The following is a 13,873-nucleotide window of genomic DNA, read 5'->3' as shown; positions in this document are numbered from 1 at the left end:
AAAGGCCGTCTCAGTCATAGGTATACAGGGGAAAGGAATCCTTCCGGGATTCTCCCCAGATGCAGCGACTTCGGCCGCTATTAGACCAATATCACTCAAACCGCGCTAGGCGGTTGCGCCGAGCGGCGCCGCAACCAGAGATCTCGCCCGAGGGCGACCAGCATGCCGAGCCCGACACCAACAATCGCAGTCATCAGCATGATCACAGCTTTGCGCGGCTTGATTGGTTTGTCAGGTTGGCTCACCGCACCGTCTTGTTTGTACATGGCGACCAGCGACGGATTGATATCCCAATGACGGAGGAAATTGAGTTGTTCCTGCTTTTGACGCAATTTGGGTATGAAGGGATCAGCCGACTTACGAGAGTGCAGATTGGCGATTTCAGCCTCCAATGCTTTAGTACCACGCATGTAGGTCAGCTCACCATCCATGCCCGCCGACACCTCGTTCCCCAAAGTGGAGGAAATGATAGGAGGCTTGTCCAAACCGATCGATTTGGCTACCCGCAGCGCTTCTTCAAGCTGAGCAATCTGGTCTTTGCGCTGGTTATCAGCGCTGGCGCGAGCAGCCCGAATCTGCTGCTCAAGATTATCCGCCATGATCGATATTTCACTGCGAGCTCCGTTGAGTAGCTCGCTCTTTGCTCGCTCTGCGGCCAGTTCGGCATAACCTGAAACCCACGTAGCCGCAAGCCGCGGATCCTCCAGATGCGCCGTCAACACGTAGCGATCAGGCATGTCCTTCCCTGCCTTAGAAACACTGAGCATCCCATTGAACTGGGCATACAATGCATCACGTGAGCCTTTGCGCTCTTCCTCCGTCAACGTGGGAAGAAAAGCATCGCGGAAGAATTTGTCCCGGACTGTCTCGGATTGAAGAGCGTTCAAATAGATACCGTAGACATAGGCAGCACTGATAGGCGGGAGACCGGTATTGCCCCCCCTACCATAATTGAGCTGCGCGACTTCGTTCTGCGCGGGCGGCTGAATATAGAGTTTTGCTTCGTAGACCGGCGACACCATCAAGACATAGGCCAAGCCAATAGCGATTACAGGTACCGCAACCAACGGAACCCAAAGCTTCTGCCGCCATACGCCCTGAACAAGCTCAAGCAAATCGATCTCACCATCACCGCTAACCCGCTCAGGTTCACTACGCATTTATTCTGTTATTCCTTGGGTCCGTCTTGGTTGTCTGCGTACGATCTCAAATCGCCATGCCTGATCTGCCTGTCAGGCTCGACCGCTGGCTAGCGCCAACGGTAGCGTGACCGCCATCTTAATCATTAATCAGTAATAGATGAAAGCATAGCGAGAAAGTTCCGCGTTATCTGACAGCGTATCGCGTCGGCGCTGAACGCGTCCTATGGGACATCTATCCTCGATTCAACCCCGATCATCCGCAAACGCACCTCCAAAGCCCCCGCTAACGCCCGCTTCGCCCCACCCTCCCCATGCACCAAAACCACCCTCCCCGCAGGCCTCCCCTGCCCCAGCGCAAACCCCACCAACCCCGCCTGATCCGCATGCCCCGAATACCCCGCCAAGCTCATCACCTTGGCCCGCACCTCATAGCGCTCCCCATCCAGGTCCACCGTGACGAACCCTTGCACCCTCTCACAAGCCTGTATCACCGCCCCAGGCGTCCCCTTGGCCTGATACCCCACAAACATCACCTCATGCCGCGGATCCCCCAGCATGGCCTTCAAGTAATTCACAATCCGCCCACCCGAACACATCCCATTCCCCGCAATCACGATCGCCGGCCGCCCTGTACTCTTGAGGTAGTTCACCACTTCCAGGTGCTTGCCATGGCTCTCAACACTCACCAACTGATCGAACGCCAACGGATTACGCCCACCCTCGAGCCTATCCTGAGCCTCATCCCGCCAGTACTGATGCAGGTCCTTGTAAGCCTTCGTAATGCGCTGTGCGAGCGGCGAGTCGAGAATGACCGGCAACCGCGACCAATCCAGCGGATCGCTTCCAGAAGCCCTGGCAGTGCGCCCTAGCAGCGCCTTGCGATGGAGGATGTCCTCCAGCTCGTAGAGCAACTCCTGAGTACGCCCCAGGCTGAAAGCGGGTATGAGAATGGTGCCCTTGTCGGCCAAAGCCCGATCGATCGCTCGTTCGAGCTGCTCCTGGCGTTGGCTGCGGTCGGGATGCAAGCGATCGCCATAGGTGCTTTCCAACACCAGCACGTCCGCCCGTTCTGGTGGCTGCAGCGGCCGCAACAGCGGATTGCATGGCGCACCCAGGTCGCCCGAGAAGACATAGCGGGTATTCTCATCGCCCAGGTCCATATCGCATTCGACATAGGCTGAGCCCAGCAAATGCCCAGCACGCTGGAGACGAATACGACAACGCATACTCTCGCGCTCTACAACCGGGTGCCATTCATCGAACGGCAGCGGCACAATGCGTTCTTCCAGAAATTCGAGATATCGCGCGACATGCGCCGGTACGCGGCTGATGCCGAGCTTGTAGGCATCCTCCAGCACCAGTGGCAAGAGTTTGGCTGAGGGTTCGCTGCAATAGATAGGCCCACGAAATCCCGCTGCGAACAGCGCAGGAATGCGTCCGACATGGTCGAGATGAACGTGAGTGACGATTAGCGCGCGTACGCCCTGGATATCGAAGCCCAACTCGCCGGACTCATCGTCTTGCACGAGCCCACAGTCGATCAGCAGGCTGGTCGCGCCGTCCAAGTGCAGTTGGTGGCAGGAACCGGTGACATCACGGACGCCGCCGTGGTGGGTGAGCGAGGGGAAATGCATGGCGCGGGTCCTTTGCGGGTGAGGAACGAGCAAGCATTACCCCATTCCTTCGCCCGTGAACCCAGCGCGCAAATCCCAACGGGGTGTAGGAATAGACCTCAGCTGCCGGCCAGCGCTTCCTGGCGAGCGCTGCGGCGGAGTTTGCGTTTGCTGCGCATGAACGCGTAGGCGCCCAGCAAGGGGCCGACGGCCAGGCCAACGACCAGTGCGGCCAAGACCAGGACTGCCACCGGTACTGCTGGGGCGGACCAGCCGAACAGGACCAGGGCGACGCTCTGCTGGTTTTCCAGCACGAAGAACAGCACCACAGCCGCCAACAGCAGCACGAACAACGCCGCCAGGGCGCGCTTGAGGTTACGCATGTCGATCTCCTTCGCTGGATCAGCTACCCACGTGGTCTTCTTCGTCTTCGTTGACGCGATCACGCAGTTCCTTGCCCGGCTTGAAGTGCGGGACGAATTTGCCTTCGAGGCTTACCGACTGGCCGGTCTTGGGGTTACGACCTACCCGGGGGGCGCGATAGTGCAGGGAAAAGCTGCCAAAACCGCGAATTTCGATGCGGTCGCCGGTCGCCAGGCACTGTGACATCTGCTCAAGCATGGTCTTGATGGCCAGCTCCACATCCTTTGAGGAGAGCAAGCCTTGATGGGTGACAATACGTTCGATCAGCTCCGACTTCGTCATGTTTTTCCCTTCGTTATCAAGCAGCTAGATCATTGCTTAATCAGTTTGTAGCACGCTCGGCGGGATTTGAACAGGGTGGATCTTGACTTAATAAAAAAATTCAAGAAGGGGGTACGTTCTGGCTAGCGAGACGGCGTCAGCCAGGCGAGGAGTGACGCAGGTTTGAGGGGGTCGAGGGGATAGCACGGGTGATGCTTGAGTTCGCGGCGGTTCGCGCTCTGCGATGCACCCGCTCCCTCAAAGGGTCACGGGATTTTCTTGCAGGCATAAAAAAGGGCGGCCCGAAGGCCACCCTTTTTACCGATCAAACAGAACTCAGTTCTGCTTGGCCATAGCTTCGCGCAGCAGCGCGGCCATGGTGGTGTCGGCAGCCGCTTCCGGAGCGTTTTTCAGGCTCTGGATGGCTTCACGCTCTTCAGCGTCGTCTTTCGACTTGATCGACAGGCTGATGACGCGGGACTTGCGGTCAACGCTGATGATCTTGGCTTCGATCTCTTCGCCTTCCTTCAGGACGTTACGCGCGTCTTCAACGCGGTCACGGCTGATTTCGGAAGCTTTCAGAGTGGCTTCGATGTCGTCGGCCAGGGTGACGATGGCGCCTTTGGCGTCAACTTCTTTCACGATGCCCTTGACGATAGCGCCCTTGTCATTGACAGCAACGAAGTTGGAGAACGGATCGTCTTCCAGCTGCTTGATGCCCAGGGAGATGCGCTCGCGCTCTGGATCGACCGACAGGATGACGGTTTCCAGCTCGTCGCCCTTCTTGAAACGACGTACGGCTTCTTCGCCGGTTTCGTTCCAGGAGATGTCGGACAGGTGAACCAGGCCGTCGATGCCGCCTTCCAGACCGATGAAGATACCGAAGTCGGTGATCGACTTGATGGTACCGGTGATCTTGTCACCCTTGTTGAACTGGCCGGAGAAGTCTTCCCATGGGTTGGATTTGCACTGCTTGATACCCAGGGAGATACGACGACGCTCTTCGTCGATGTCCAGAACCATGACTTCCACTTCGTCGCCAACCTGAACGACTTTCGACGGGTGGATGTTCTTGTTGGTCCAGTCCATTTCGGAAACGTGTACCAGACCTTCAACGCCTTCTTCCAGCTCAGCGAAGCAGCCGTAGTCGGTCAGGTTGGTAACGCGAGCCTGTACGCGAGTACCTTCTGGGTAACGCGCAGTGATAGCAACCCACGGATCTTCGCCCATCTGCTTCAGACCCAGGGAAACGCGGTTGCGCTCACGGTCGAACTTCAGAACGCGAACGTCGACTTCGTCACCAACGTTGACGATTTCCGACGGGTGCTTGATGCGCTTCCAAGCCATGTCGGTGATGTGCAGCAGGCCGTCGATGCCGCCCAGGTCCACGAATGCACCGTAGTCGGTGAGGTTCTTGACGATACCTTTGACCTGTTGGCCTTCCTGCAGGGTTTCCAGCAGGGCTTCGCGCTCGGCGCTGTTCTCGGCTTCCAGCACGCTGCGACGGGAAACGACAACGTTGTTGCGCTTCTGGTCCAGCTTGATGACCTTGAATTCCAGCTCTTTGCCTTCGAGGTGGGAGGTGTCGCGCACTGGGCGGACATCAACCAGGGAGCCCGGCAGGAACGCACGGATGCCGTTAACGTCGACAGTGAAGCCGCCCTTAACCTTACCGTTGATAACGCCCTTGACCACTTCTTCGGCGGCGAAAGCTGCTTCCAGAACAATCCAGCACTCGGCGCGCTTGGCTTTTTCACGGGACAGTTTGGTTTCGCCAAAGCCGTCTTCGACCGCGTCCAGCGCAACGTGAACTTCGTCACCGACCTTGATGGTCAGCTCGCCAGCTTCGTTGTAGAACTGCTCGAGCGGGATGACGCCCTCGGACTTCAGGCCAGCGTGTACGGTAACCCAGTCGCCGTCGATGTCGACAACGATACCGGAGATGATTGCACCCGGCTGAAGATTGAGGGTTTTCAGGCTTTCTTCAAAGAGTTCTGCAAAGCTTTCGCTCATTTTAATTCCTGTAGATTCGGGCGAAACAGACGCCCATCGCCACATTCCAGACAATGTGGGTTTGTTTTAAGTAAAGGAAAGCCGACAGGACGTTGACTGGTGCCCCTGCCTGCTTTCCTGGCTATCAGAGCAGATCGCGCTGGGCGATCTCGCTCCTGATACGTTGCAACACCTGCTCGATGGACAACTCGGTGGAGTCCAACTGGATGGCATCGGCCGCTGGTTTCAGCGGGGCCACCGCACGTTGTGTGTCGCGTTCATCACGCGCACGAATCTCATCTAGCAGACTCGACAGACTAACATCTTCGCCCTTGCCCTTCAACTGGAGGTAGCGACGACGGGCACGCTCCTCGGCACTGGCGGTGAGAAACACCTTCAGCGGCGCGTCGGGGAACACCACGGTACCCATGTCGCGACCGTCGGCGATCAGCCCGGGCAGTTCGCGGAAGGCGCGCTGACGCTGCAGCAACGCCTCGCGCACCGCTGGCAGCGAAGCGACCATCGAGGCGCCGGCGCCGACCGTTTCGGTACGGATGACGTTGCTGACATCCTCGCCTTCGAGAATGATCTGTTGCAGCTTACCCGGCTCGGCGGCGATGAACTGCACATCCAGATGGGCGGCCAGGGCCTTGAGCAGCTCTTCGTTGGTCAAGTCGACGCCATGGTTGGTGGCGTTGAAGGCCAGCAATCGGTACAGGGCGCCGGAATCCAGCAGCTTCCAGCCGAGTTCGCGGGCCAGCAGGCCGGCAACGGTGCCCTTGCCCGAGCCGCTTGGGCCGTCAATGGTAATGACGGGTGCTTGAACGGTCACGACTTGCCCTCTTCGGCCACGCGGATGCCGACTTCGGCGCACAGCGCCAGGAAGTTCGGGAACGAGGTGGCGACGTTGGCGCAGTCATGGATGCGGATCGGGGCGCTGGCGCGCAGCGAGGCCACGCTGAAGGCCATGGCGATGCGGTGGTCGCCGTGGCCGTGCACTTCGCCGCCGCCGATCTGGCCGCCGTCGATGATGATGCCGTCCGGGGTCGGCTCGCACTTCACGCCCAGGGCGATCAGGCCGTCGGCCATCACCTGGATGCGGTCCGACTCCTTGACCCGCAGTTCTTCGGCGCCCCGCAGCACGGTGCGGCCTTCGGCGCAGGCGGCGGCGACAAACAATACCGGGAATTCGTCGATGGCCAGCGGCACCAGGGCCTCCGGGATCTCGATACCCTTGAGCTGAGTGCCGCGCACGCGCAGGTCGGCCACCGGCTCGCCACCGACTTCACGCTGGTTTTCCAGGGTGATGTCGCCGCCCATCAGGCGCAGGATGTCGATCACGCCGGTACGGGTCGGGTTGATGCCGACGTGCTCGAGCACCAGCTCGGAACCCTGGGCGATCGACGCCGCGACCAGGAAGAAAGCCGCCGAGGAGATGTCAGCAGGCACTTCGATGCGGGTGGCGGTGAGCTTGCCACCGGCCTGCAGCGAGGCGACCGGGCCGTTGCTCTCTACCGCATAGCCGAAACCGCGCAGCATGCGCTCGGTGTGATCGCGGGTCGGCGCCGGCTCGGTGACGGTGGTGGTGCCTTCGGCATACAAGCCAGCCAGCAGCAGGCAGGATTTGACCTGGGCACTGGCCATCGGCAGCGTGTAGTTCAACGCCTTGAGCTTGTGGCCACCGCGGATGGTCAGCGGCGGACGGCCGTCCGGGCCGGTCTCGACCACTGCGCCCATTTCACGCAGCGGGTTGGCCACGCGATTCATCGGGCGCTTGGACAGCGAGGCATCGCCGGTCATGGTCACGTCGAACGGCTGGCCGGCGAGCAGGCCCGAGAGCAGGCGCATCGAGGTGCCGGAGTTACCGACGTACAGCGGGCCGGGCGGCGGCTTGAGGCCGTGCAGGCCAACGCCGTGAATGGTCACGCGGCCGTGATTGGGGCCTTCGATGACCACGCCCATGTCGCGGAAAGCCTGCAGGGTCGCCAGGGCGTCCTCGCCTTCGAGGAAACCTTCGACCTCGGTCGTGCCTTCGGCCAGGGAGCCAAGCATGATCGAACGGTGGGAAATCGACTTGTCGCCCGGTACGCGGATCCGTCCGGACACGCGGCCACCCGGTTGGGCCAGGAAAATCAGATCGTTGGCGTTCATAGCGTCCACATAGGCCCGGCGGGCCAGGATTTTACTGAAATGCTCGCGGGCAACCCGTGCGCGGGTGAATACACCCAGCAACTGGTGCCCGTCCCCTGCATCGACCGCGTCGCGCAAGGCGTCGAGGTCGCTGCGAAATGTATCCAGTGTGCGCAGGACCGCCTCGCGGTTGGCGAGGAAGATGTCGTGCCACATGGTCGGATCGCTGCCGGCGATTCGGGTGAAATCGCGGAAACCTCCGGCAGCGTACCGGAAGATCTCCAGGTTTTCATTGCGCTTGGCCAGCGAATCGACCAAACCGAAGGCCAGCAGGTGTGGCAGGTGGCTGGTGGCGGCCAGGACTTCGTCATGGCGCTCGACCGACATGTGCTCCACATCGGCGTCCAGGGCCCGCCACAGGCGGTCGACCAGGGCCAGCGCGGCCGGATCGGTTTGCGCCAATGGCGTGAGGATGACCTTGTGGCGACGGAACAGCGTGGCGTTGGAGGCCTCCACCCCGCTCTGCTCGGAGCCGGCGATCGGGTGGCCAGGCACGAAGCGCGGCAGGCTGGCGCCAAACACTTCACGGGCGGCGCGCACCACGTTGCCCTTGGCGCTGCCGACGTCGGTGATGACGGCATTGCCGAGGTCGAGCCGGGCCAGGCGCGCCAGGACCTTCTCCATGGCCAGGATCGGCACGGCGAGCTGGATCACGTCGGCACCGACGCAGGCGGCGGCGAGGTCTTCTTCGCAGCGGTCGACCACGCCTAAGGCCACGGCTTGCTTGCGCGACGGGGCATCGAGGTCGACGCCGACCACTTCGCGGCACAGGCCGCTTTCACGCAGGCCCTTGGCGAACGAGCCGCCGATCAGGCCAAGGCCGACGACCACCAGGCGGTCGATGATTGGCGCGGATTTGGTTTTTGCTGCATTTACCACGGGTGCGGACCTTGTTCAAGAATCGAGACAGCGTGAGGGCCATTGGGGGCGCTTCGCACCCCTTTCGCGACGCAAGGCCGCTCCCACAGTGACCGCGAAAGGGCTACAGAGCAGCCCCTGGGGCACAGATCAAAGCACCGCCTTGGGATACGACCCCAGCACCTTGAGCGCCACGGCTTCCTGGCTGATCTTCTCCAGCACCGCCTTGATCAGCGGATCGCGGTGGTGGCCGACGAAGTCGATGAAGAACACGTAGGTCCACTTGCCGCTACGCGACGGACGGGTCTCGATACGGGTCAGGTCGATGCCGTTGTCGTGGAACGGCACCAGCAGCTCGTGCAGGGCGCCAGGCTTGTTGCTCATCGACACGATGATCGAGGTCTTGTCGTCACCGGTCGGTGGCACTTCCTGGTTGCCGATCATCAGGAAGCGCGTGGAGTTGTCCGGACGGTCCTCGATCTTCTCGGCCAGGCGGGTCAAACCGTACAGGTTGGCCGCCATATCACCGGCGATGGCCGCCGAATTCCACTCACCCTTCACCCGCTTGGCCGCCTCGGCATTGCTCGAGACCGCCACGCGCTCGACGTTCGGGTAGTGGGCGTCCAGCCATTTGCGGCACTGGGCCAGCGACTGGGCGTGGGAGTAGATGCGGGTGATGCTGTCGGTCTTGGTGTTCTCGCCCACCAGCAGGTGGTGGTGGATACGCAGTTCCACCTCACCGCAGATCACCATGTCGTGCTCGAGGAAGCTGTCCAGGGTGTGGCTCACCGCGCCTTCGGTGGAGTTTTCCACCGGCACCACGCCGAAGTTGACGGCACCGGCCGCCACTTCGCGGAACACTTCGTCGATGGCCGCCATCGGGCGGCTGATCACGGCGTGGCCGAAGTGCTTCATGGCGGCGGCCTGGGTGAAGGTGCCCTCGGGGCCGAGGTAGGCGACCTTGAGCGGCTCTTCCAGGGCCAGGCACGAGGACATGATCTCGCGGAACAACCGCGCCATCTCTTCGTTGCCCAGCGGGCCCTTGTTGCGCTCCATCACGCGCTTGAGCACGGCGGCTTCACGCTCGGGGCGGTAGAACACCGGCTTCTCGCCTTCGGCCAGGGACGCGGTCTTGACCTTGGCGACTTCCTGGGCGCAACGGGCGCGATCGCTGATCAGCTCGAGGATCTTCTCGTCGAGGCTGTCGATACGCACGCGCAGCGCCTTGAGTTCCTGTTCGGACATCAGCCGTGCTCCTTCTCGAATTCGGCCATGTAGCCAACCAGCGCCTCGACGGCCTCGAGGCCCAGGGCGTTGTAGATGGATGCGCGCATGCCACCCACCGAGCGGTGGCCCTTTAGGTTGAGCAGGCCGCGGGCGTCGGCACCGGCCAGGAAGGCCTTGTCCAGGCGCTCGTCGGCCAGGCGGAACGGCACGTTCATCCACGAACGGGCGTTGTGGCTGATGGGGTTGGTGTAGAACTCGCTGGCGTCGATGAAGCCATACAAGCGGTCTTTCTTGGCGCGGTTGCGCTGCTCCATGGCCTCGACGCCACCCTGCTCCTTGAGCCACTCGAAGACCAGGCCGGAGAGGTACCAGGAATAGGTGGCCGGGGTGTTGTACATCGAGCCGTTGTCGGCAGCGACCTTGTAGTCGAGCATCGTCGGGCAGTGGCTGCGGGCATGGCCGATCAGGTCTTCACGCACGATCACCACCACCAGGCCACTGGGGCCGATGTTCTTCTGCGCGCCGGCGTAGATCATGCCGTACTGCGAAACGTCGATCGGACGCGAGAGGATGTCGGACGACATGTCGACCACCAGCGGCACGTCACCGGTCTCGGGCACCCAGTCGAACTGCAGGCCACCGATGGTCTCGTTGGACGCATAGTGCACGTAGGCGGCGTTCTTGGTCAGGTTCCACTCGTTCTGGCCAGGAATGGCCAGGTAGTCGTACGGCTTGGCGCTGGCGGCGACGTTGACATGGCCGAAGCGACGCGCTTCCTCGATGGCCTTTTTCGACCAGATGCCGGTCTCGACGTAATCGGCGGTGCCGTTTTCCGGCAGCAGGTTCAGCGGAATCTCGGCGAACTGCTGGCTGGCGCCACCCTGCAGGAACAGGACCTTGTAGTTGGAGGGGACGGACAGCAGGTCACGCAGGTCCTGCTCGGCCTTCTCTGCGATGGCCACGTAGTCGTCGCTGCGATGGCTCATCTCCATCACCGACAAGCCCTTGCCGTGCCAGTCCAGCATTTCGGCCTGGGCACGCTGCAGCACGGCGTCAGGAAGCGCGGCAGGGCCTGCGCAGAAGTTAAAGGCTCGTTTGCTCACATCCACTCTCGCTCTAAAAAGAACAAAATCGTAACTGGCAGGCCGCGCTGCACCGGTGTAGGAGCGGCCTTGCGCCGCGAGGGGGCGCGCAGCGGCCCCAGTTCCTGCAGCGCCGCGGGCATCCTGGGGCCGCTGCACGACCCATCGCGGCGCAAGGCCGCTCCTACAAGGGCTCAGCGTTGCCATCTTTAATCAGTCAAACGGGGCGACCTTGGTCGCCCCGTTCGGGTTTTACGCTTGCTTACTCCTGCGGGGCCTCTTCGGCTCCAGCAGCGTCATCATCCGGCGCGTCGGCCTCGACGCCCTCCTCGTCCCCTTCGATGACATCATCGAATTCGTCTTCGGATGGCTCCTGGATCCGCTCCAGGCCTACCAGCGTCTCGTCGCTGGCCAGCTTGATCAGCGTCACGCCCTGGGTGTTACGACCCAGGCTGGACACTTCACCGACCCGCGTACGCACCAGGGTGCCCTGGTCGGAGATCAGCATGATCTCCTCGCCTTCCTGAACCTGGATGGCGCCGATCAGCAAGCCGTTGCGCCCCTTGGTGCCCATGGCGATCACGCCCTGGCCACCACGGCCGCGACGCGGGAACTTGGACAGCGGGGTGCGCTTGCCGAAGCCGCGCTCGGAGGCGGTGAGGATCTGCGCGCCAGACTCGGGAATCAGCATCGAGATGATGCGCTGGCCCTTGCCCAGCTTCATGCCACGCACGCCACGGGCGGTACGGCCCATTTCGCGGACCACGCTCTCGGCGAAGCGAATCACCTTGCCGGCGTCGGAGAACATCATGACTTCCTTGGCGCCGTCGGTGATGGCCGCGGCGATCAGGGTGTCACCTTCCTTGAGCTTCAGGGCGATCAAGCCGTTGGAGCGCGGACGGGCGAACTGCACCAGCGGGGTCTTCTTGACGGTACCGGAAGCGGTGGCCATGAAGATATAGGCGCCGGTCGGCTCGGCCACCCACTCAGGGGTATCGCCGTCTTCTTCGTCGACTTCCTCGGCTTCGATTACTTCGCCTTCGATCACGCCGTCATCGCCGTCCTCCAGTTCTTCGTCGGGGTCGGCGTTCTGCTGCAGGGCCTCGAGGTCGATCTGCAGCATGGCGGTGATGCGCTCACCCTCTTCCAGCGGCAGCAGGTTGACCAACGGGCGGCCACGGGCAGCGCGGGAGGCTTCGGGAATGTCGTAGGTCTTGAGCCAGTACACCTTGCCCTTGCTGGAGAACAGCAGCAGCGTGGCGTGGCTGTTGGCGACCAGCAGGTGCTCGATGTAGTCCTCGTCCTTGACGCCTGTCGCCGACTTGCCCTTGCCACCACGGCGCTGGGCCTGGTAGGCAGACAGCGGCTGGGTCTTGGCATAGCCGCCGTGGGAAATGGTCACCACGCGCTCTTCTTCCGGGATCATGTCGCCGTAGTTGAGGTCGTGACGGGCATCAAGGATTTCGGTGCGACGGGCATCGCCGTACTCGGCGCGAATGGCTTCGAGCTCTTCGCGGATCACTTCCATCAGGCGCTGGGCGCTGCTGAGGATGCGGATGAGTTCGCCGATCTGCTCGAGGATCTCCTGGTACTCGGCCAGCAGCTTCTCGTGCTCCAGGCCGGTCAGGCGGTGCAGGCGCAGGTCGAGGATGGCCTGGGCCTGTTCCGGCGACAGGTAATACTTGCCGTCACGCAGGCCGTACTGCTCGGGGAGGTCTTCAGGGCGGCAGGAATCGGCGCCGGCGCGCTCGACCATGACCTGCACGGCGCTGGACTCCCAAGCCGTGGAAATCAACGCTTCCTTGGCCTCGGACGGGGTCGGCGAGGCCTTGATCAGGGCGATGACCGGATCGATGTTGGACAGCGCGACCGCCTGGCCTTCGAGGATGTGGCCACGCTCGCGGGCCTTGCGCAGCTCGAACACGGTACGACGCGTGACCACCTCACGGCGGTGACGGACGAACGCTTCGAGCAGGTCCTTGAGGTTGAGCACGCGCGGGCGACCGTCGATCAGGGCCACCACGTTGATGCCGAACACGCTCTGCAGCTGGGTTTGCTGGTAGAGGTTGTTGAGCACCACCTCCGGCACCTCGCCGCGGCGCAGCTCGATGACGATGCGCATGCCGTCCTTGTCGGACTCGTCGCGCAGCTCGGTGATGCCTTCGATCTTCTTCTCTTTGACCAGCTCGGCGATCTTCTCGATCAGACGCGCCTTGTTCAGCTGGTAAGGCAGCTCGGTGACGACGATCTGCTGGCGACCACCGACCTTGTCGATGTCTTCGATCTCGGAACGCGCACGCATGTAGATGCGGCCACGGCCGGTACGGTAGGCCTCGATGATGCCCTGGCGACCATTGATGATACCGGCGGTAGGGAAATCGGGGCCTGGGATGAACTGCATCAGCTCATCGACGGTGACTTCCGGGTTGTCGATCAGCGCCAGGCAGCCGTCGATGACCTCACCGAGGTTGTGCGGCGGGATGTTGGTCGCCATGCCCACGGCGATACCGCTGGAACCGTTGACCAGCAGGTTGGGAATACGCGTCGGCATGACCGCCGGGATCTGCTCGGTGCCGTCGTAGTTCGGTACCCAGTCGACCGTTTCCTTGTGCAGGTCGGCCAGCAGCTCGTGGGCCAGCTTGGCCATGCGCACTTCGGTGTATCGCATGGCCGCGGCGTTGTCGCCGTCCACCGAGCCGAAGTTGCCCTGGCCGTCGACCAGCAGGTAGCGCAGCGAGAACGGCTGGGCCATACGCACGATGGTGTCGTAGACCGCGGTGTCGCCGTGCGGGTGGTACTTACCGATGACGTCACCGACCACACGGGCGGACTTCTTGTACGGCTTGTTCCAGTCGTTGCCCAGTTCGCTCATCGCATAGAGAACGCGGCGATGCACGGGCTTCAAGCCGTCTCGCGCATCGGGCAGCGCTCGCCCGACAATCACGCTCATCGCGTAGTCGAGGTAAGACTGTCTCAGTTCGTCTTCGATATTGACCGGGAGGATTTCTTTGGCCAGTTCGCCCATGAGAAGCCTGATTCCTTTTTCTGGTGAAACTTCGCAGCCTCCTTCAAGGGCCGAACGAAG

The 13,873-nt window shown here is 62.0% G+C and carries 10 protein-coding genes; all 10 read right to left on the bottom strand.

Annotated features, from left to right (window positions below; all coding sequences use genetic code 11):
- Positions 1–95: 95 nt before the first annotated feature.
- The 10 genes from E6B08_RS07665 to gyrA all read right to left on the bottom strand — a co-directional run bounded on the left by E6B08_RS07665 (position 96) and on the right by gyrA (position 13,813).
- A complete protein-coding gene (locus tag E6B08_RS07665) occupies positions 96–1,160 on the bottom strand; it encodes an LPS O-antigen chain length determinant protein WzzB (RefSeq protein ID WP_136913473.1) in 1,065 nt (354 codons plus the stop codon).
- A gap of 203 nt (positions 1,161–1,363) precedes the next feature.
- Entirely contained in the window at positions 1,364–2,776 is a 1,413-nt protein-coding gene (locus E6B08_RS07660; RefSeq protein ID WP_136913472.1) for an MBL fold metallo-hydrolase, read from the bottom strand.
- 98 nt (positions 2,777–2,874) lie between these two features.
- Positions 2,875–3,138 (bottom strand): lipopolysaccharide assembly protein LapA domain-containing protein, encoded by a 264-nt coding sequence (locus E6B08_RS07655; RefSeq protein ID WP_136913471.1) that lies wholly within the window; start codon positions 3,136–3,138, stop codon positions 2,875–2,877.
- A gap of 19 nt (positions 3,139–3,157) precedes the next feature.
- Positions 3,158–3,460: an integration host factor subunit beta gene (ihfB, locus tag E6B08_RS07650; RefSeq protein ID WP_136913470.1), complete on the bottom strand. Its 303-nt coding sequence runs from the start codon at positions 3,458–3,460 to the stop codon at positions 3,158–3,160.
- A gap of 315 nt (positions 3,461–3,775) precedes the next feature.
- A complete protein-coding gene (rpsA, locus tag E6B08_RS07645) occupies positions 3,776–5,452 on the bottom strand; it encodes a 30S ribosomal protein S1 (protein ID WP_136913469.1) in 1,677 nt (558 codons plus the stop codon).
- A 124-nt stretch (positions 5,453–5,576) separates the two neighbouring features.
- Positions 5,577–6,263 carry a (d)CMP kinase gene (cmk, locus tag E6B08_RS07640; protein WP_136913468.1) on the bottom strand — a complete coding sequence of 229 codons (687 nt, stop codon included), beginning with the start codon at positions 6,261–6,263 and terminating at the stop codon, positions 5,577–5,579.
- Positions 6,260–8,467, bottom strand: a complete 2,208-nt coding sequence (locus E6B08_RS07635) for a bifunctional prephenate dehydrogenase/3-phosphoshikimate 1-carboxyvinyltransferase (protein ID WP_238349346.1) — start codon at positions 8,465–8,467, stop codon at positions 6,260–6,262. The genes cmk and E6B08_RS07635 overlap by 4 nt, the downstream gene beginning before the upstream one ends.
- A gap of 162 nt (positions 8,468–8,629) precedes the next feature.
- Positions 8,630–9,724 carry a prephenate dehydratase gene (pheA, locus tag E6B08_RS07630; protein WP_133330977.1) on the bottom strand — a complete coding sequence of 365 codons (1,095 nt, stop codon included), beginning with the start codon at positions 9,722–9,724 and terminating at the stop codon, positions 8,630–8,632.
- A complete protein-coding gene (serC, locus tag E6B08_RS07625) occupies positions 9,724–10,809 on the bottom strand; it encodes a 3-phosphoserine/phosphohydroxythreonine transaminase (protein ID WP_136913466.1) in 1,086 nt (361 codons plus the stop codon). Before serC ends, pheA begins: the two co-directional genes overlap by 1 nt.
- A gap of 241 nt (positions 10,810–11,050) precedes the next feature.
- Positions 11,051–13,813, bottom strand: coding sequence for a DNA gyrase subunit A (gyrA, locus tag E6B08_RS07620; protein ID WP_136913465.1), 2,763 nt, complete (start codon positions 13,811–13,813; stop codon positions 11,051–11,053).
- Between the last annotated feature and the right edge of the window lie 60 nt (positions 13,814–13,873).

This window comes from Pseudomonas putida (assembly GCF_005080685.1).
In the GTDB taxonomy this organism is placed as follows: Bacteria; Pseudomonadota; Gammaproteobacteria; order Pseudomonadales; family Pseudomonadaceae; genus Aquipseudomonas; species Aquipseudomonas putida_V.
The sequence above is the reverse complement of the archived record's forward strand: the minus strand, read 5'-3'. Positions and strand labels throughout refer to the sequence as shown.